This window comes from Sphingobacterium sp. UBA5996 (assembly GCF_002429765.1).
Lineage (GTDB): Bacteria > Bacteroidota > Bacteroidia > Sphingobacteriales > Sphingobacteriaceae > Sphingobacterium.
This window is the reverse complement of sequence record NZ_DJAS01000025.1, coordinates 89338-108676: the sequence shown is the minus strand read 5'-3', so window position 1 is coordinate 108676 and position 19339 is coordinate 89338. Positions and strand designations below refer to the sequence as shown.

General features: G+C 39.8%; 18 protein-coding genes. 2 read left to right on the top strand and 16 right to left on the bottom strand.

Features of this window, described 5'->3' with window-relative positions; all coding sequences use genetic code 11:
• Positions 1-61 precede the first annotated feature (61 nt).
• Positions 62-967 (top strand): CorA family divalent cation transporter, encoded by a 906-nt coding sequence (locus B3E00_RS19885; RefSeq protein ID WP_293884315.1) that lies wholly within the window; start codon positions 62-64, stop codon positions 965-967.
• On the opposite strand, the gene tsaB is transcribed toward B3E00_RS19885, so the two are convergent.
• The 5 genes from tsaB to mscL form a co-directional block, all read right to left on the bottom strand.
• A complete protein-coding gene (gene tsaB, locus B3E00_RS19880; RefSeq protein WP_293939788.1) occupies positions 962-1669 on the bottom strand; it encodes a tRNA (adenosine(37)-N6)-threonylcarbamoyltransferase complex dimerization subunit type 1 TsaB in 708 nt (235 codons plus the stop codon). The genes B3E00_RS19885 and tsaB overlap by 6 nt on opposite strands.
• A gap of 14 nt (positions 1670-1683) precedes the next feature.
• Complete coding sequence (yidD, locus tag B3E00_RS19875) at positions 1684-1938, bottom strand: membrane protein insertion efficiency factor YidD (RefSeq protein WP_209576635.1); 255 nt, start codon at positions 1936-1938, stop codon at positions 1684-1686.
• Entirely contained in the window at positions 1901-2317 is a 417-nt protein-coding gene (locus B3E00_RS19870; protein WP_293939786.1) for a ribonuclease P protein component, read from the bottom strand. Before B3E00_RS19870 ends, yidD begins: the two co-directional genes overlap by 38 nt.
• A 61-nt stretch (positions 2318-2378) precedes the next feature.
• Positions 2379-2537, bottom strand: a complete 159-nt coding sequence (rpmH, locus tag B3E00_RS19865) for a 50S ribosomal protein L34 (protein ID WP_075991291.1) — start codon at positions 2535-2537, stop codon at positions 2379-2381.
• A gap of 229 nt (positions 2538-2766) precedes the next feature.
• Complete coding sequence (gene mscL, locus B3E00_RS19860) at positions 2767-3174, bottom strand: large-conductance mechanosensitive channel protein MscL (protein WP_293939784.1); 408 nt, start codon at positions 3172-3174, stop codon at positions 2767-2769.
• Positions 3175-3452: 278 nt separating this feature from the next.
• Between mscL and B3E00_RS19855 the strand changes: the two genes are divergently transcribed.
• Positions 3453-4094 carry a response regulator transcription factor gene (locus B3E00_RS19855; RefSeq protein ID WP_209576641.1) on the top strand — a complete coding sequence of 214 codons (642 nt, stop codon included), beginning with the start codon at positions 3453-3455 and terminating at the stop codon, positions 4092-4094.
• 29 nt (positions 4095-4123) lie between these two features.
• On the opposite strand, the gene B3E00_RS19850 is transcribed toward B3E00_RS19855, so the two are convergent.
• From B3E00_RS19850 to B3E00_RS19800, 11 genes are all read right to left on the bottom strand, one after another.
• On the bottom strand, positions 4124-5266 hold the full coding sequence (locus tag B3E00_RS19850; RefSeq protein ID WP_293939783.1) for a sugar phosphate isomerase/epimerase family protein: 1143 nt from the start codon (positions 5264-5266) through the stop codon (positions 4124-4126).
• 85 nt (positions 5267-5351) lie between these two features.
• Positions 5352-7052, bottom strand: a complete 1701-nt coding sequence (ftsZ, locus tag B3E00_RS19845) for a cell division protein FtsZ (protein WP_293886351.1) — start codon at positions 7050-7052, stop codon at positions 5352-5354.
• A 140-nt stretch (positions 7053-7192) separates the two neighbouring features.
• Positions 7193-8569, bottom strand: coding sequence for a cell division protein FtsA (ftsA, locus tag B3E00_RS19840; protein WP_293939781.1), 1377 nt, complete (start codon positions 8567-8569; stop codon positions 7193-7195).
• Between the two features lie 25 nt (positions 8570-8594).
• Entirely contained in the window at positions 8595-9431 is an 837-nt protein-coding gene (locus B3E00_RS19835; protein ID WP_293939779.1) for a cell division protein FtsQ/DivIB, read from the bottom strand.
• On the bottom strand, positions 9424-10779 hold the full coding sequence (gene murC, locus B3E00_RS19830) for a UDP-N-acetylmuramate--L-alanine ligase (RefSeq protein ID WP_293939778.1): 1356 nt from the start codon (positions 10777-10779) through the stop codon (positions 9424-9426). Before murC ends, B3E00_RS19835 begins: the two co-directional genes overlap by 8 nt.
• A 9-nt stretch (positions 10780-10788) precedes the next feature.
• The gene (gene murG / locus B3E00_RS19825) at positions 10789-11892 is read right to left on the bottom strand and encodes an undecaprenyldiphospho-muramoylpentapeptide beta-N-acetylglucosaminyltransferase (protein WP_293939777.1); all 1104 of its coding nucleotides are present in this window, start codon (positions 11890-11892) and stop codon (positions 10789-10791) included.
• A 10-nt stretch (positions 11893-11902) separates the two neighbouring features.
• Positions 11903-13105 (bottom strand): FtsW/RodA/SpoVE family cell cycle protein, encoded by a 1203-nt coding sequence (locus B3E00_RS19820; protein WP_209576655.1) that lies wholly within the window; start codon positions 13103-13105, stop codon positions 11903-11905.
• A gap of 30 nt (positions 13106-13135) precedes the next feature.
• The gene (gene murD, locus B3E00_RS19815) at positions 13136-14509 is read right to left on the bottom strand and encodes a UDP-N-acetylmuramoyl-L-alanine--D-glutamate ligase (RefSeq protein WP_209576832.1); all 1374 of its coding nucleotides are present in this window, start codon (positions 14507-14509) and stop codon (positions 13136-13138) included.
• 2 nt (positions 14510-14511) lie between these two features.
• A complete protein-coding gene (gene mraY / locus B3E00_RS19810) occupies positions 14512-15756 on the bottom strand; it encodes a phospho-N-acetylmuramoyl-pentapeptide-transferase (protein ID WP_209576658.1) in 1245 nt (414 codons plus the stop codon).
• 4 nt (positions 15757-15760) lie between these two features.
• Positions 15761-17221 (bottom strand): UDP-N-acetylmuramoyl-L-alanyl-D-glutamate--2,6-diaminopimelate ligase, encoded by a 1461-nt coding sequence (locus B3E00_RS19805; protein ID WP_293884338.1) that lies wholly within the window; start codon positions 17219-17221, stop codon positions 15761-15763.
• The gene (locus B3E00_RS19800; RefSeq protein ID WP_293884340.1) at positions 17221-19338 is read right to left on the bottom strand and encodes a penicillin-binding protein; all 2118 of its coding nucleotides are present in this window, start codon (positions 19336-19338) and stop codon (positions 17221-17223) included. Before B3E00_RS19800 ends, B3E00_RS19805 begins: the two co-directional genes overlap by 1 nt.
• Position 19339: the final 1 nt, after the last annotated feature.

Sequence of the window (19339 nt, the reverse complement as noted above, 5' to 3'; positions counted from 1 at the left end):
TTTTGAGACAGCCTCTTTTTTTTATTTTCTTTCTTATCTTGTCTTTCATAAAATTAGATGTATGATCAGAACGATTGTTGAAAAAGAAATCGCAAACTACGAATGGATAGATATAGCTGAGCCAACGTCAGAAGACTTCACTTTTATTAAACAGCGTTTTAATTTAAATGAAGCTTCGATTAAGGACTCCAAAGAACCAGAACATCTGCCTAAAATTGAAGAATTTGAGAATTATACCTTTGTGATCCTCCGCGTCATGTCAGACAATTTCAAAGAGAATTCAGACAGTATCGGAGAAATCACCGACCGCCTCACCATCTTCTACGGAAGTGATTTTGTCGTTACTGTACACAAACGTCGCATCGAATTTCTAGAAAAGCTCAAGAATATTGAATTCACATCCATCAAAACAAAAAACAGCCGTAAACTGGCCGTATTTATCACGACGGCGGCTGTATTTACCTTTAGCCAAACCCTGGAGCAACTTTCAACACGCATCGATGCATACGAAGAATTGATATTCCTGAAACGTATGAGACAACAGCCAGTACTGAAAAATCTTTATTTTATCAAAAGACAGATTGATGTCGCACGTAAAGTGATCTTTCTCTACAAAGAGGTTGTTGAGCATTTTCATTCATCTTCAAAAAAGGATGTATACACACGGGATCTTAAAGATCTACAGATTCGAACAGCGACATTATATGAAAACTTATCTGAAAATGTAGCTCAGCTACTGAATGTTTATTTCAATATCTCGTCCAATCACACCAACGAAATCATGCGCATCCTCACAATTTTCTCTGTATTTTTTATGCCCATTACTTTTGTTGCAGGAATTTATGGCATGAATTTCAAAAATATGCCCGAACTCGAATGGTACTATGGATATCCGGTCGCCATAGCGATCATGATCGCCATATCCCTTGCGATTTATCTCTGGTTCAAAAGAAAAGGTTGGTTATGATAAGCCAACCTTTTTCTTTGCAGTAGTCACTACAAAATCTTTAAGATAGAATGGCTCAAAATAAGCAACATCCTCAAATAGCTTTCGTTCAAATTTTTCAAATGCCAATGGTGATAAAAAAGCCGCAGAATCTTTGAAACCACTCAAGATATTGACTCGCTCCGTTGAACTGAACAAAGTTTCGAATTTATCAGCTCCCGAACCAAACAATTGGACACGATCGTAGTCTAACAACAATCCATTGAAATATTCTATATCTATAATCTCCGCTGAGGTTGCCCTTACCAAGGCAGCATCGTGATTGTAAACAGCTGTATAGACTTCCATACGGCGTGCATCGAGCATCGGAAGATAGGCCTCACCTACTGTAACACCAAATTGACTTTTATACCCGAGAAATAAAGCCTCCAATGTATTAATAGCAATTAACGGAATATCTAATGCATAGCAGAGCCCCTTGGCGGTAGACACTCCTATACGCAGTCCAGTATAAGAACCCGGCCCCATACTCACCGCCACCGCGCTCAAATCCTGCATCTTTCGACCTGTTTGTTTGAGAATTTCCTCGATCAAAATAGTTAGTTTGGCTGCGTGTGCATTCGGTTCATCGAGATTGATAACGTGTAATGTTTGACCGTTTTCACTCAGGCCAACCGAACATACAGTGGTTGATGTATCTATCTGTAAAATTAAATTATTCATCGTCTTTATAGAAATCAAGGTACAGGATCATGCCCGTGACCACCCCAAGGGTTGCAACGTGCTATTCGTTTCAAAGCCATCCAACCACCTTTAAAAGGACCGTATTTTATAATAGCTTCCTTACCGTACTGAGAACAGGTAGGCGTATATCGACAACTGGCGCCTAAAAATGGCGAAATAAAAACTTGGTAGAAACGAATAATAATTAAGAAAATAAAACTAAACAGGGGGCTAATCCCCTTTTTCCAAATAAGCTTCAGCACATTCATCCTGCAATTTTTTCAGCATTTTATTCATTGCGACACGAAACACATCATATGCCAAGATCTCCTTGCCCACATATTGAATAGCTAAATACAAAGTTACATTATGTTTCAACAAAAATGGAATCAAATCATTCGATTTTTGCAAACGGTAACTTTCACGCATCATCCGCTTAATTGAATTGCGGTCAACTGCTCTTTTAAACCTACGTTTGGATACAGAAATTATAGACTGACAAGAAGGGGTATGGTCAGCTATATTGTTTTTATCAAAAATAAAAACAACTCTAAAGGGATACAAAACAAAAGAAGAACCGTTTTTAAAAAGCGTATCAATACGCCTTTTCGCACATAACCGTTCTTCTTTTGTAAATGTATTTTTCATACGATGACTTAATCTTATTTAGAAAAAGCTCTTATAAGTAGCCACCGATCTTGGTCAAAGATTAACCTTTGTGACGGTATTCGTCAGACACTGTAAGACGTTTTCTACCTTTGGCTCTACGTGAAGCTAATACTCTTCTACCGTTTGCAGAGCTCATACGCTCTCTAAAACCGTGTTTGTTTCTTCTTTTTCTTTGCGATGGCTGAAATGTTCTTTTCATGACGCTATTATGCTAATTTGTTCTTACTTCAATTAATACAAAACTCCCCAAGAGGAATGCAAAAGTAAAGTTTATTTTAGACAAAAACAAACAATATTCAGAACATTTAAAGTTAATATGCAGTAAGCAGGCTAATCTATTCAGCTACAGCTAAAAAAAACAACTTTCAATGTTCACAAAATAAAAAAACACCAAGGTCCGAATGCGCTGCTTTTTAGAATACCTGACACTATTTATTTTTTAGAATATCTCTGATCTCTGTCAACAGTGTTTCTTCCTTAGTTGGCGCCGCTGGTGCCGCAGGCTTTGCTTCTTCCTTACGTTTTAACGAATTTAAAGCCTTAACAACACAAAAAATACAGAATGCTACAATTAAAAATTGAATAACTACGTTGATAAAATTTCCGTAATTAATAGATACCTCTGCTTGTTTTGTAGCCTCATCAGCGGCCTTCAAAATCAATTTTTTAGATGAAAAATCAACACCACCTGTTAAGTACCCTATCGGTGGCATGATGATATCTTCGACCAATGAGGTAACGATCTTACCAAAAGCTCCACCTATAATAACACCGACAGCCAAATCGACTACACTGCCGCGCATTGCAAACTCTTTAAACTCTTTTAGAAATCCCATATTCAATTTTTTTAGTGTATAAATATTAACAAAACTAGTAATTGTCACATAAATCTAATTAAAATATGCTAATTTTTTATCGTTAAACTAACATTGACCCGTATTAATTGAGTTTATATCCATTTTTCATAAAAATGCGCTCAACTTGCCGCTATCTAATTTTTATTAACTTAATTTCTTATATTTGCACGTTAACTAGTAAAATATCAAGATATATTGTATATTGTTAGTACTTTATTTCATACGGTAATTAAAGCCCAGCATCAGATAGCAAATCTATGAAAAAGATTCTTATAGCAGACGACCATGGCATTGTACGGTTAGGAGCCTCCGTTATTATTAAAGAAACTCTTCAGAAAGCAGAAATATTCCAAGCCGAAACCTTTGACGAGGTTCTCGACAAGATAAAGGTAGAAGATTTCGACCTACTATTGCTGGATATTAATATGCCTGGAGGAAATAATATACGCGTTGTTGAGGAAATCCTTCAAATTCGTCCAAGCATCAAGATTTTAATTTTTTCGTCTTATGACGAATCGCTATATGCCTTACGCTATATCGAAGCTGGGGCAGTAGGCTATCTCAATAAAACAACAGCAATGGCTGAACTTTCGAATGCTATTTTGGCTATTCAGGATAGAGGAAAGTATATGTCGAGCAACGTACAGGATTTATATATTCAGAAACTGACACAAAGTAAATCTGAACTGACGAAATTAAACCCTTTGGCACGTTTGTCAAATAGAGAAGTAGATGTCGCTAAGCAATTGATCAAAGGGCTTGGTATCATTGAAGTATCTGGTTTATTGGAGTTAAGTCCATCAACCGTAAGTACTTATAAAAGCAGAATATTCGAAAAACTCAATGTCTCCAATATCCCAGAATTGATCGAACTTTTTAGAATACACTCCAACAATTAGTGATGTTGTTGGAGTGCTTTTTTAGTATATTAGCTCAATTTGTCGATCGTAACAACCGGAATATCTTTTACATTCAAATCTTTTAAAGGCTCACATTTCTTGAAAGAATACCCCACTTCCGCTTCTAAATCCCACAACATCGGTGCTAAGAAATTGAGGCAGGTAGTGAATCCTTGAACCGTAGCTGAGAAATCACCCGTATCTTTCGAATTCTTAGCTTCATTTTCTATCTCAAAAGGACCACTGAAACCACGTTCTTGCAATAGGTCGACAAATCCTCGCCAATCCATACTGTCAGAACCGCCAAAGCCAGGTAACATCGCTTCGTAGTGATGTCTATCCCAGTCATGCCCTGGAATACTTACATTGGCTTTTTTAGCCAATTCCATATCAACATGTTGCATTGGATACATACCGCCCCAATCAATACGTGCGGCTGTCTGTAAATTACGTGTGGTCTTCACATGGATACGCTGCAGACGCGCAATATCCGTATTACGGATTACCTCAATTGGATTTGTATTTTGCCAGACATCATGTGAAGGATCATAGATCTCGCCATGAGCCTTACTTGGTATCATCGCATACATTAATTTTCGTGCGGCCAACACAGCTGGCAGATTATTGTAGGTTGAGCTATAACGTGACGATCGCCATCCCTCCATGGGGCAATTCTCGTAAAGAATGGTTACGCCTAAACTCTCTGCATAGTCAACAATGGGAGCAAATACACGCTTGTATTCTTCAAGATTCTTTTGAAATCCATCAATTTGATTACCCAATTCATGATTGTAGCCCACAAATGTTCCCACTTTGATATTATTTTCGTCGCCGCCAAGCAGATGGGCAATACGAATTAATTTTAATAAATGATTTTGATTTTTCACCCGCTGCTCAGGATCCCCACCAATCATATTTTCAAAAGCACCAAGCGAAAGCTTTAAGTCAGCTTGATTGAACAGATCGATAACTTCCCTCGCTTTTGCGGGAGTAAAATCGTCATAATCCAAGTGAGTCGCTGTATGGTCTTCACGGGTACCATCTTTTCTAAAGACACAAAGGTCTATACCACCGGCTCCAATTCTCTTGGTTGTCTGAATCAACTCCGGTAAGGATAATTTATCAAATGCAGAACTCATCACCCATACAGGGTTATTTAATTTTGTCGTCATAGCTTATATAGTTGTCTTTCGATATTTAAAGATACTAAAAAAGCCGTCTTTGTGGACGGCTTTCTATTATTTAATAGCGAATCAATTAATCTACATTATCATGTAGAAAAGAATTATTCGGTCGAATTTCCGTATTTCCATCTTCAAAAGAAAGTGTGAAACGAGACACCTGAGACTGTGAAGAATGTGGTGTATCCTCCAGTGACATTTGCTTTCTTTTATAAGCCGGCTCATTTTCTAACTCATGAAGACCATTAGAAGATTTTAGCTTCATACTTAACTCCTTTAAACGTAGAATTCGTTCTTTAGTGCGCACCAATTGATCTTCAAATGAAACCTGCTCTTCTTCAACCTGAGGAACTTCAACCTGTTCATTTGTCGTACTTGATGAAAATGTCGGCTTCTCCTCATACGCTGACGCTGAAGGGGTAGTATAGGAATCAAAAACTGTTGGCATCTGGAATTGAAAGACAGATGGTGAAGTTTTCAATTGAAAATCCGTATCTCCAAATGACGTCTCTTCTTCATAATCATTATCAAATCCTAAGTCATGACGTATAACCTGTGGTTCTTCAACAGCAACATGCTGTTGTTGTGCGGCATTTCTTGGCGAAGTAAACAAGTCGGATTGCAAATTATTCGGAGTTGTAGTACTTGAAGAAGGCGCCGGTGTATCCACACGTTGAACCGGAGTTACAAAGCTATTCGTAGCTGGAACTTCTCTAGGCGCTACCTGAGAAACAGGCTTGATAAAAGAATTTGAAGGCTCAGATGTTAAAGGCAGAGACACTTTTGTATTTTCACGCTCTTTATCACGTTCCTCTGATGTCTGAAAACCTGTTGCAATAATTGTTACTGACAACTCATCCTCAAAATTTTCATCAATACAGTTACCCCAGATCAAATCAGCTGACAAGCCAGCTTTTTCCTGAATATAATCCGTAATGATTGCAACCTCATCCATCGTTACCTCTTTGGTACCAGAAGTAATATTCAACAAAATATAGCGAGCTCCCTCAATTTCATTATCTTTCAATAGCGGTGACGCCAAAGCACCCTCAACGGCGCGCAATGCACGGTCTTCACCTTCAGCAACAGCATTTCCCATAATGGCAACACCACTATCATTCATTACTGTGCGTACATCTTTAAAATCCACGTTTACATAACCAGGGATTGTGATAATTTCGGCAATACCTTTTGCAGCTGTTGTTAAGATATCATCGGCTTTCGCGAAAGCCGCAGTCATTGTTAAATTACCAAAAATCTCACGAAGGCGATCATTCGAGATGACAAGATAAGAATCGACATACTTACGTAACTCAGACAACCCTTCTTCAGCTTGTGAACGACGACGTTTACCTTCAAAAGTAAATGGCGTAGTGACGATAGCAACAGTTAAAATACCCAACTCTTTAGCTGCTTTGGCCAACACAGGACTAGCGCCTGTACCGGTACCACCACCCATACCAGCTGTAATAAATAGCATCTTTGTATTGGTGCCAAGCATACGCTTGATATCCTCAATACTTTCGATTGCCGAATTTTCTCCGACATCAGGATCTGCCCCAGCTCCCATACCTTCGGTTAGACTTATCCCCAATTGAACTTTATTTGGAATCGGGCTCAATTCTAATGCTTGTGCATCAGTATTACACACGATAAAATCCACACCACTAATTCCTTGTTTATACATGTGGTTTACGGCATTGCCGCCACCGCCACCAACCCCAATAACCTTGATTATTGAAGATTGTTCTTTTAACATTTCAAACTGTATTGACATAACTTATCCCTATTTAACTTACAATGAAGATGATATCAAAATGAACCAAACCCACTATATGTAATGTAATAATAATATAATTTCAACAAAAGTTTTCCACATCTGTTAAATTGTGGAAAACTTCAACTATTGTGGAAAACTTACTTTTTGTCTAAAAAAGTTGCATCATCGATTTCGTTACCATCTTTGATAAAACGTTTAAACCATGATAGCAATCCTTGCTCTTTTTGTTGTTGTTCTGAAACCTCTTTTGTTGTCATCGTAGCTGCCTGCACTTTTTTCGATGGGGCGTGCATTTCTCTACGGCTGTCTTCTTCATCCTCATGGGATTGGATTCCTTTAATTAACAAACCGATACTTGTCGCATATAGCGGGCTTTTCAATTCTTCAAATAGCGGTTTCGGTAAAACCTCATTCTTAGAAAGATATTCATTCGGAAAGCCAATACGACAATCTATTCCGGTAATATATTCAACAAGTTGTACTAAATGCTTTAATTGAGCACCACCACCGGTGATAACAATACCACCAATCAGTTTATTCTCGTATCCAGAAGATTTGATTTCATAGTATACATGTTCAATAATTTCCTCCATTCTAGCTTGAATAATATAAGCCAAATTTTTAACCGAAATCTCTTTGGGTTCACGACCTTTTAATCCTGGCACACAGATCACTTCGTTTTCTTTGTTTTCATCAGCCAAAGCCGATCCGAAACGAGTTTTCAATAATTCAGCCTGCGAGCGCAAAACAGAACATCCCTGACGAATATCTTCCGTCACAATATTACCGCCTAAAGGAATTACAGCAGTATGACGAATAATCCCCTCATGGAAGATGGCAACATCTGTGGTTCCACCACCGATATCTACTAATACAACACCAGCATTTTTTTCGTCTTCATCCAATACAGCTTCAGAAGACGCTAGAGGCTCGAGAATCAATTCTGCAACTTCAAGATTGGAATTATCAATACATTTTTTGATGTTTTTAATATCAGTTACCCGACCCGATATAATATGGAAATTCGCTTCAATACGACGACCAGCCATGCCAATTGGTTCGCGAATACCGGGTTCGTTATCTACCGTAAACTCTTGAGGTAGAACATGTATAATTTCTTCTCCTGGAGGCAGTACCAGTTTATACATATCCGAAATCAATCGTTCAATATCGCGTCGAACGATTTCATCATCACCATCAGTTTTGGTAAATATTCCACGGTGTTGAATACTTTTGATGTGTTGGCCAGCAATTCCCACATTCACTACTTTAATATCCACATTAGACTGTGCTTCGGCTATCTCGACAGCCTCTAAAATACTTCCCACAGTTTTCTGGATATTAGCCACCACTCCACGGCTTACACCAGCAGAATCAGCTTTCCCCACACCTAATAATTCAATTTTGTTTCCTGAGCTACGTCTCCCAACCGTAACACAAATTTTGGTAGTACCAATATCGAGTCCCACGATAATTGGGTTTTCTCTTTCAATTTCTGCTGCCTTTGAGTTCATAATTTCCTGTATTGTTGCTGTATTACTATAATGTATTATTTGCTATTTTTTTTGTTTGATCATCCGAAAAACTCCAGTTCCCACGCTTTTCACAGATAATCTGACCGCTATATTTTACGTTGACAACACCATAAGCGTTTATACCCACCTTTGGCATGATCTGCGTATAAAAGGTCTTTAATAATTCAAATTTTTGTGCTAAAGAATCTGCCGATCCAACAATCAACTGTTGCGTCCCTATGCGTGGTACAAGTTCAATATCCTTATCTCCATTAACATATATCTGCACCACTTGATTAGTCCATAACTCATCGCTTTTTATAAATTCAACAACCTTCACCAAATCCTTAACCAATGGGGTTGAGATGGTATCCAGTGCTTCATTATATCCTTCAGCGATGTTGCCGGTAGCAACCATAATGTGTGGGATATATTTCAATGTTGTCGGTATCTTTAAACCATTAGGATCGACATAAAACTCCTTTCCATTTTTATTGATGACCCGCATTACAGCCTCGCGCTGACTAATGTTAATTCTGATCGTACCATCCATATCAGCATGTATACTGGCATTGGAAACATAAGGTAGTTTACGCAAGGTTTTTTCAACCTTATGAAAAGGGATTCCATTTACTTTCTTTCCAACGAAACTACCGTAGTTCTGTTCGATCAATTTGGAGATATCTGCCTGATCTATAAAAGCCTCGGTTCCTTCAATAACAATTTTTATATCTTTGCAAAGCTGTTGTTCATCACGTTTACCAACAATATTCATAATCACGACGACGACTATTACACCGATAAAAAAAAGCGTAAAGTACAGTACACGATTCCATTGTATGTCACGTAATCTTTTAAGCATACTCCAAAATTGTCTGTAACGGTTTAACCAATTTGTCAATATCACCCGCCCCCACTGTAACTATCAGCTCTGGCTTTTCATTCCGTGCAAATTCCAAGACCTCTTCGGGAGTCACAATGCGCTTTTTCTCAGCCGTAATTTTATCCAATAACCAACTGGAGTTTATGCCTTCAATCGGAAGCTCCCGTGCTGGATAGATTTCCATTAACAACAGATTGTCTGCCATGGATAACACCTCTGCAAAACCGTCGACAAAGTCGCGCGTACGCGTAAATAAGTGCGGCTGAAAGACCACATTTAACGTTTGAGTCGGATACAATTTTCGCATCGAAGTCAAAAATGCACGCAGTTCTTCTGGATGATGTGCATAGTCATCAATATACACAGCTCCAGGTCGACGAACAATATATTCAAACCTTCTTTTCACGCCTCTAAATGTCGTCAATGCTTTCTTAATAGCCCCGTCTGCAATCCCAAGTAAACGTGCTACTGCAATCGCAGCTACTGCATTTTCAACATTGTGGATACCAGGGATACCCAGATGAATATCATCTATCCGTCCATTGGTATCTTGGTAGTCAAAAAAGAACTCTCCATCGCGTACATGCACATTGGAAGCATATGCATCAGCGACTTCATGGCCTGAATAACTGATTTGCCCCGCAAACTCGAGGCCTTTTTTTATAATACGTGTTCCCCCTTCAACGATTTTATTCAAGAACAATCGAAACGATTCAAGCAAATGACTCCGATCGCCATAAATGTCCAAATGATCAGCATCAGAAGAAGTTACGATTGCGATATTGGGGTGAAGTGTCAAAAATGAACGATCAAATTCATCAGCCTCAACCACAACTGTATTGTTATCACCGTAAAGCACATTGGTACCATAGTTAGAACTGATCCCGCCTAAAAATGCAGAACAATCGTAACCCGAATCCTTCAATACGTGTGCCACCATTGTAGAGGTAGTCGTCTTACCATGTGTACCGGCGACGGCTACCGTAAATCGACTTTCGCTGATGATCCCAAGCACCTGAGACCGCTTATAAAGAATGTGTCCCTGCGATTCCATAAAAGCCTTGATCTTCGAATCTTTCGGAATTGCCGGTGTAAAAATGACCAATGTCTCTGTTTTAGGAGCATGAAAAATAGTATCAATCGTATCGACATCATCTTGATATGATATCGCAATACCTTCATTGACCAATGTTTTAGTCAATTCGGTTTCTGTTCGATCATAGCCATTCACCTCACAGCCCAAATGCTTGAAATAGCGCGCAAGACCACTCATCCCTATCCCACCTATTCCAATCAAGTATACTTGTTTTATTGCATCTAGATTCATACGCTTCCTCTATTTTTTATTAATCAATTTATACACCTCCTCGGCAATCTGTACATCAGCATTCAACTTACCGAGTTTTTTTATATTTTCACTTAATCGCGCAACACGATCGGCTTCATTTAATAAATCTAAAGCAGCGGGTATCAAATCCTTTTTTGCCTCACTGTCCTTAACCAAAAGTGCTGCTTCTTTATTGACCAATGCCATCGCATTCTTAGTCTGATGATCTTCAGCAACATTGGGAGACGGCACAAGAATAACAGGTTTTCCGACCACACAAAGTTCCGAGATAGTTCCTGCACCGGCCCGACTAATAATTAAATCAGCCGCAGCATAAGCATAATCCATGCGCTGGAGAAAAGCCATCATCCTAACATTTTCTGGAAGTCCCCCTGCAAGGTCCTCTGTTAACTTTTCTACATAGAAACTACCACATTGCCAGATCAGTTGAACTTCTTGTTTCTTTAACTCACTGAGATAGGCCAGCACACTTTCGTTTAATGTTTTAGCGCCCAGACTACCTCCGAGTACCAAAACTGTTTTCTTGTGCGGATCCAACTCAAAGAAGGCCAATGCCTCCTCCCTTTTACCCGCTATCGCAATAGACTCGCGTCTTATCGGATTTCCCGTGATCAATACTTTGTCAGCAGGAAAAAACTGCTCCATCCCTTCATAAGCGACACAGATCTTTGCGGCTTTTGCTCCAACTTTTTTATTGGTCACCCCTGCATAGGAATTTTGTTCCTGCACAACTGTTGGTATACCCAATTTATTAGCCATCATTAACAATGGACCCGAAGCAAAACCTCCTACGCCCACAGCTACATCAGGTCTAAATTCTTTAATTACACTTTTCGCCTTATTCAAACTTTTCATCAGCTTAAACGGCAAAAAAATATTCTTCCACAGTTGCTTTCTATTGATCCCTTGGATATCAAGTCCAACAATACGATATCCAGCAGCTGGTACTTTATCCATTTCCATCCGGCCATTAGCACCCACAAATAATATTTCATTTGAAGGATCCATTGCCTTCAAAGCATTTGCAATCGAAATCGCCGGAAAAATATGTCCGCCGGTCCCCCCTCCACTAATAATTACGCGAATCGCCATGCTCAATTTATTATAATGCTGGAATAGATCCTACCACCACCTTTTTGGGCTTAGGTCTTTCATCCAATTGTTCTTTACCTTTTAACTCTTCAATATTTCTACTCACGCTGAGAATGATTCCCAGCGCCACACTCGTAAATAAAATAGATGTTCCTCCCATACTAACCAATGGAAGCGGAACTCCTGTAACCGGACCTAAACCTACAGCAACAGCCATATTCGCTAAAGCTTGGATAGTCAAACTAAATCCTAAACCAGCAGCTAGAAAGGTACCAAACGCCTTAGGACTCATCGTTACAATACGGATACATCGATACATAAATGCCAAATACAGAAATAGCAAGATTACTCCTCCTACAGTCCCATACTCCTCAATGATGATCGCATAAATAAAATCGGAATAAGGATGTGGCAACACGTTGCGCTGTACACTATTTCCCGGCCCTTTTCCAAAAAGCCCCCCTGTTGCTATCGCAATTTTTGCATTGTTTGCCTGATAGTTTTTATCATCCTGGAAGGATACCGTTTTATCAACCTTCTCGGTATGGAAAAATGACTTTACCCGGCTGATATACGTCGCCCTTCGGGGACCAAAGAAGATCACCATCATTAAAAGCACTCCCCCACCACAACACACAATGGCGATTTGCTTAAAACTAATCCGACCGATCAAGAGCAATAAAACACTCACGCCAAACAGCATCAATGCGGTGGATAAATTAGCCAAAGCGATCAGAATAAAAACGCCACATACAGATCCCATAATGGGTAAGAATGATTTTTTTACATCTTTGATCTCTTCCTGTTTCCGCGATAACATCCTTGCCAAAAAGACGATGAGTGACAGCTTCGCCAAATCTGAAGTTTGAAAGGTTAAACCTATACCCGGAATGGTCAACCAACGACTGGCCTCATTAACTTTACTACCAAATAAGAGCGTAAACAACAATAAAGGGATCGTAATACCCATCATTATTTTTGATATCCCGGCATAATACCTATAATCCAGCTTATGAGAAAGATACATTAGAATAAACCCAACAGCGATGATAGAAAAGTGCTTTAGCAAATACATTTCGGTACCCTTTCCCTCTTTGTAAGCCAAGGTGCCCACCGAACTATATACAGCCAAAAGTGACCATCCCGATAAGATAATCACAATGATCCATATCCATCGATCACCCTTCAATTTAGACATTATAGTCTGTAGCATATACTTCCTCCTTTTATTGGGTTATACCTTTTATAATTCCATGACAGCAGCCTTAAATTTATCGCCACGGTCTTCATAGTTCTTGAACCAATCAAAACTAGCACATGCGGGAGATAGCAATACCGTATCCCCTTTTTGAGCTAAATGCGAAGACAACACAACCGCATCTTGCATGGATGTACTATTTACAATAATCTCCACATCATGTTCAAATGCCTTATGAATCGCAGCTGTATCTTTTCCCAAACAAACAATAGCGCGTACTTTGTCTTTAACCAAATCAGCGAGCATACCGTAATCATTTCCTTTATCTACCCCACCCAATAACAACACGATTGGTGTAGAGAAACTTTCCAGCGCATACCAGACTGAATTGACATTCGTTGCCTTTGAATCGTTAATGTAATTTATACCGCCGATACAGGCCACATGCTCAAGCCGATGTGGAATGTTCACATACGATCCCATACTCTCCTTCATCACTTGATTTCTCAATTCCTGCACTTTCGCGATTAGCCCGGAAGCCATGCTATTATAAATATTATGCTTCCCCTGCAATGACAATTCCTCAGCTCTCATAGTGAATGTATCGTTATTTGGTGTATTGATAATTATTGTCTTATTGGCATTCAAATAAGCGCCCAATTCGACAAGTTGCTCTTGCGTAAAAGGTAAGTAAGTCCCTTTACTATGATGTCTTTCCAATCCTTTAATAGTTTCCGGATCGTCCAGACAGTATATAAAATAATCTTTCTCTGTTTGATTTTGAATCATCCTGAATTTTGAATCCACATAATTCTCCATTTTATGATCGTATCGATCCAAATGATCAGGAGTAATATTCAGTATAACAGCAACATCGGCCCTAAAGTGGTACATATCGTCTAACATAAAGCTCGATATTTCCAGTACATAGCAATCAAACTTTTCTTTAGCTACTTGTAATGCAAAACTTTTCCCGATGTTACCCGCCAATCCAACATTTAAGCCCCCACGTTTAAGGATCTCATAGGTTAACATGGTGGTCGTCGATTTCCCATTTGATCCAGTAATACAAATTAACTTTGCATCTGTATATTGTGCTGCAAACTCGATTTCAGCAATTACAGGGGTATTCTTTGCTTTCAATGCGACCACCAAAGGCACATGCTCCGGAATACCAGGACTCTTCACAACTAAAGCAGCTTTCAATATACGCTCCTCATCATGATTACCTTCTTCAAATGCTATTCCCTCAGCTTTCAACTGTTCCTTATAATGATCCGCTATAAGCCCTTTATCTGACACAAATACATCAAATCCCTTTTCTTTTCCGAGAATCGCCGTTCCAACGCCACTTTCGCCTGCGCCTAAAATGACCAAACTTCCAGATTGAGGATAATATGTTGTTGCAATATTTGACATCATTATCTAATTTTCAATGTTACGATAGTAAGAATAGCCAATATAATTCCTACAATGACAAAACGTGTTACTATTTTCGCTTCGTGATAGCCCTTCTTCTGAAAATGGTGATGCAATGGCGACATCAGGAAGATTCTTCTCCCCTCACCATATTTCTTTTTTGTGTATTTGAAATACGACACCTGAAGAATAACCGAAACATTCTCTAAAAGAAATACACCGCATAAAATCGGAATCAACAATTCTTTCCGGATCAGGATAGCAAAAGCAGCAATAATACCACCGATCGCCAAACTGCCTGTATCCCCCATAAAAACCTGAGCTGGGTACGTATTATACCACAAGAATCCGACACAGGCCCCTACGAATGCCCCAGCAAAAATGACGAGCTCACCCGAATTGGGGATATACATAATATTGAGGTAATCTGAAAAAATCACGTTACCAGACACATACGCTAGAATCGCTAGCGTGACACCAATTATAGCTGAAGTACTCGTGGCCAGACCATCAATGCCATCCGTGATATTTGCACCGTTTGATACTGCCGTTACGATGAAGATTACCACAACTAAAAAAACAAAAAAAGTTAAATAGTCACTTTGCAATCCAAACATCTTAAACACTTTGGCATAATCAAACTCGTTGTTTTTATAAAACGGAATATTTGTCTTCGAAGATTTAACGTTTTCTGCATAGGTCTTCTCCCCAGTGCCTTCGTTGATAACCACCTCAACGGGTTTGGTGGACGTAGGTTTATCTACCCCTTTTCGAACAACAATATCAGGATGAAAGTACATCGTACAAGCAATAATCGCTCCCAATCCAACTTGTCCAACGACCTTAAACTTACCAGCCAGACCTTCTTTATTATTTCTAAAAACCTTGATATAATCATCCAAAAAACCAATTGCTCCCATCCATAATGTAGTTACTATCATGATAATCACATAGATATTCGTCAATTTTGCAAATAACAAAGTGGGAATAAGAATACCTGCGATAATAATAATTCCCCCCATAGTCGGTGTACCAGCTTTCTTTTTTTCTCCCTCCAGTCCCAAATCACGAATTGTCTCTCCAACTTGCTTATTGTGTAAGAATTGAATCAATTTCCCCCCAAAAACCGTGGTAATGATCAATGAAACAATGACAGCCATAGATGTACGGAAGGAGATGTACTGAAACAAACCTCCTCCTGGTATATGAATGTATTCACTAAGCCACGTAAAAAGATGGTACAACATATTTCTATTTTTCGTTAAATGTATTCTCTAAAACTTCCTTATCATCGAAATGATGCTTCACACCATTTATATCCTGATACTTTTCATGTCCTTTTCCCGCCACCAGGATAATATCGCCCGGGTTCGCCAGCTGATAAGCCACCCTTATCGCTTCCTTACGATCGGCTATTGAGAGCGTCTTCGACTTTTGATCCTCCAGCACGCCCGCTTCAATATCTTTAATAATCTGGTATGGATCCTCGGTGCGCGGATTATCGGATGTAATCAAAAAGCGATCACTGTAACGTAAGGCCGCCTCCGCCATTTCAGGCCTTTTGGTCTTATCCCGATCGCCTCCACACCCTAAGACTGTAATGATTTTTTGTTCTGGCCGTCTCAGAGCGCTGATCGTTTTGAGTACATTTTCCACAGCATCAGGCGTGTGTGCATAGTCTACAATTCCAAAAATGCCCGTAGCCGATTTCAGTGTTTCAAACCTTCCTTCTGCACCTTTCAACGTGCTGAGTGCAGTCAACACTTTCACAGTTTCCTGTTCAAGTAAGATAGCAGCAGTATATACCGCCAAAAGATTGTATGCATTAAAATCACCGGTCAATTTTACCCACACTTCCTGTCCGTCAACACTCATCAGCATACCATCGAAATGGCTTTCAATAACCTTTGCTTTAAAATCTGCCCCCGAACGTAAGCCATAGCTTTTCCGATGTGCCACCGTATTTTGAAGCATGACCTGACCGTTTCGATCGTCCGCATTGGTCAAAGCAAAAGCATTTGCATCTAAATCGTCAAAGAACTTCTTTTTTGCCTTAATATAATTATCGAACGTTCCATGAAAATCCAGGTGATCATGCGTAATATTCGTGAATATAGCACCCGCAAACACTAAACCTGCGATACGTTCCTGAACTACAGCGTGTGAGCTAACTTCCATAAAGGCATAATCACAGCCATCATTAACCATATCATGCAGCAACTGATTCAGTTGAATAGGATCTGGGGTCGTATGCGTAGCCGGTATAATCTTCGTTCCGATCTGATTTTGCACGGTAGATAACAGCCCCACATGGTACCCCAATTCAGTAAACAACTGAAACAACAATGTAGCAACTGTCGTTTTACCATTCGTTCCTGTAACACCGACCAACTTAAGTTTTTCCGAAGGATTTCCGTAAAAATTAGCTGCGGCTACACCTAGTGCATAAGCAGAATCGGCGACTAAAATATACGCTACAGAGTCCAATATATCTTCTGGCAACTGCTCTACAATAACTGCTCTTGCTCCCGAAGTAATTGCCCTCTCTACAAATAGATGACCATCCGTTTGCACACCTCTCACAGCGATAAACAGACTTCCCAACGTTACTTTTCTGGAATCAAAGCACAAAGAGTGCACATCAACCTCTTCAAGGTTACCCACAACCTGCTGAACAGGGATGGCATGCAATACTTTTTTTAAATCCATCATTACTTAAGTTCTAAATTTATCCCCGTCCCAAAAGGCAGTTTCTGTCCAGCTACGAGTGACTGCATCGCCACTCTCCCTTTTCCAGTCACGCGCGCTTTAAAGCCTGCATTTTCTACCACATATAAGGCATCCATCAATCCCATTCCAACAACATTCGGAACAATTCCTTCTCTATATTTCAAATCTACAAATGGCACTCCCCGCGTAGACGTATCCACTTCTCCCCGTGCAATTGTATCCCAATTGACCGTATTAATCCCCAATCTATCGTACACTTTTTTACTCGCTTCTCTCGACCCCTGTAAAGTCAACGGCATTCTTCCACCTACATTGACCGCTTTAAACGTCTTTTTTCCTTTCATCTCCATATCGTTCGCGTACACCATATCGGCAAGCTCTTTAAAGACAGGCCCCGCAACTGATCCGCCATAATATCCATTTCTCGGGTTACGGATCACCACAATGATGGAATATTTCGGATCCTCAGCTGGAAAATATCCTGCAAAGGAAGATTGGTAGCGTCTCGCACCATATCCTCTCGAACCATCTGCCATCTGCGCCGTACCAGTTTTTCCACCAGAACTATACAGCGGGCTAGCTACGCTTTTACCCGTCCCTTCAATCATCACCCCTTCCATCATTCCCCTCACTTCTGATAAAGCATGGTCCGACGCTATCTTTTCGTTGAGGACTTTAGCCTTAAACGTTTGAATCGTATTCCCCAAATGCCTAATTTCCTTAACAAAGAGTGGCGCTATCAATTTACCGTTATTCGCAACAGCATTATAAAACGTCAACGTTTGCAACGGGGTAATCTTCATTTCATAGCCATAAGCCATCTGTACCAAAGACAATCCACTCCAGCTCTTACTCTTCGACGATTTTACCAGAGGCACCCCTTCTCCCGGAATCTGTAGACCTAATGTTTTCCCGAAACCGAAAGAATGCAGCTTCGAGGTAAATTGATCTGGATTATCTTTATAGGCTTGGTAAACAAATTTAGTAACGCCCACATTCGACGATTCCTCAAAAGCCCTTTTAGCCGAAATTATCGACTTCTTGGGCGCATGTGAATCCCGAATGGTATGTTTGTAAATTGGCCAATTACCATTACCAATATTCACAGTTGTGCTCGAATCTATTTTTTTATCATCAATCAAAGCTAAATAAGAAGCTAACTTAAATGTTGACCCCGGATCCGCACTCTGCGCAATGGCAAGATTGAACTTTTCACGATAGACTCCATCCTTATCACGCATAAAGTTGGCCACCGCTCGCACTTCCCCTGTTTTCACCTCCATCATCACAACACAGCCCTCATCCGCATTACTCGTAATCATCTGCTTCTCTAGCGCCCTTTGCGCCATATCCTGCATATTTACATCAATGGTAGAGATAATATCAGACCCATCAACTGGAGCAACCTCGATATCTTTGTTGACAGGAATCCATACACCTCCTGCGATGCGCTGCATCAATCTTTTCCCACTTTTTCCGTCGATATATTCTCCATATGCACCTTCCAGTCCAACATGAATATTTTCTTTCACATTTTTATAACCGATGGTTCTTGCAGCAAGATTGACAAAAGGCAAAATACGTTTGTTTTGGCGATCTGTAATCAAACAACTTGGAAAACGCTCCTTATTGACGCGAGCAGATTTAAGCAGAGGAAATTGCTTTACACGTTTCAAATCCTGATGCGACACATTACGTTTAAGCAACAAATAGCGCTGCTTTTTATTCCGTGCTTGCTTTAATAATGTCAAATACTGCCGAGATGATTTATCTTTAAAGAAATCAGCAAGCTTAATCGCCAAGGAGTCAACTTTTAAGTTGAAATACTCTTCATCCTCCTCCGGAATAGCCATAGCATCAAAACGAAGTTCATATTCAGGCACTGAAGTAGCCAGCAAACTCCCGTCATTCGAATAAATATTCCCACGAGCAGCTTCCACCTCCCGTTCCTGAATAGAAAGGCTATCCGCTAAAGCTTTCCAATGCTGTCCATCGACATACTGCAACTTTGCCATTTTTCCAAACACCAAAAACGCAAGCAACACGATAAGCCCAAAAGCAAAGTAGACACGAACAAGAATCGTATTTCTGATACTCATA

What these genes read in the sequence shown, in the direction of transcription:
- B3E00_RS19885 (WP_293884315.1), top strand. Translation starts at nt 62, where the DNA reads ATGATCAGAACGATTGTTGAAAAAGAAATCGCAAACTACGAATGGATA.
- tsaB (WP_293939788.1), bottom strand. Translation starts at nt 1,669, where the DNA reads ATGAATAATTTAATTTTACAGATAGATACATCAACCACTGTATGTTCG.
- yidD (WP_209576635.1), bottom strand. Translation starts at nt 1,938, where the DNA reads ATGAATGTGCTGAAGCTTATTTGGAAAAAGGGGATTAGCCCCCTGTTT.
- B3E00_RS19870 (WP_293939786.1), bottom strand. Translation starts at nt 2,317, where the DNA reads ATGAAAAATACATTTACAAAAGAAGAACGGTTATGTGCGAAAAGGCGT.
- rpmH (WP_075991291.1), bottom strand. Translation starts at nt 2,537, where the DNA reads ATGAAAAGAACATTTCAGCCATCGCAAAGAAAAAGAAGAAACAAACAC.
- mscL (WP_293939784.1), bottom strand. Translation starts at nt 3,174, where the DNA reads ATGGGATTTCTAAAAGAGTTTAAAGAGTTTGCAATGCGCGGCAGTGTA.
- B3E00_RS19855 (WP_209576641.1), top strand. Translation starts at nt 3,453, where the DNA reads ATGAAAAAGATTCTTATAGCAGACGACCATGGCATTGTACGGTTAGGA.
- B3E00_RS19850 (WP_293939783.1), bottom strand. Translation starts at nt 5,266, where the DNA reads ATGACGACAAAATTAAATAACCCTGTATGGGTGATGAGTTCTGCATTT.
- ftsZ (WP_293886351.1), bottom strand. Translation starts at nt 7,052, where the DNA reads ATGTCAATACAGTTTGAAATGTTAAAAGAACAATCTTCAATAATCAAG.
- ftsA (WP_293939781.1), bottom strand. Translation starts at nt 8,569, where the DNA reads ATGAACTCAAAGGCAGCAGAAATTGAAAGAGAAAACCCAATTATCGTG.
- B3E00_RS19835 (WP_293939779.1), bottom strand. Translation starts at nt 9,431, where the DNA reads ATGCTTAAAAGATTACGTGACATACAATGGAATCGTGTACTGTACTTT.
- murC (WP_293939778.1), bottom strand. Translation starts at nt 10,779, where the DNA reads ATGAATCTAGATGCAATAAAACAAGTATACTTGATTGGAATAGGTGGG.
- murG (WP_293939777.1), bottom strand. Translation starts at nt 11,892, where the DNA reads ATGGCGATTCGCGTAATTATTAGTGGAGGGGGGACCGGCGGACATATT.
- B3E00_RS19820 (WP_209576655.1), bottom strand. Translation starts at nt 13,105, where the DNA reads ATGCTACAGACTATAATGTCTAAATTGAAGGGTGATCGATGGATATGG.
- murD (WP_209576832.1), bottom strand. Translation starts at nt 14,509, where the DNA reads ATGTCAAATATTGCAACAACATATTATCCTCAATCTGGAAGTTTGGTC.
- mraY (WP_209576658.1), bottom strand. Translation starts at nt 15,756, where the DNA reads ATGTTGTACCATCTTTTTACGTGGCTTAGTGAATACATTCATATACCA.
- B3E00_RS19805 (WP_293884338.1), bottom strand. Translation starts at nt 17,221, where the DNA reads ATGATGGATTTAAAAAAAGTATTGCATGCCATCCCTGTTCAGCAGGTT.
- B3E00_RS19800 (WP_293884340.1), bottom strand. Translation starts at nt 19,338, where the DNA reads ATGAGTATCAGAAATACGATTCTTGTTCGTGTCTACTTTGCTTTTGGG.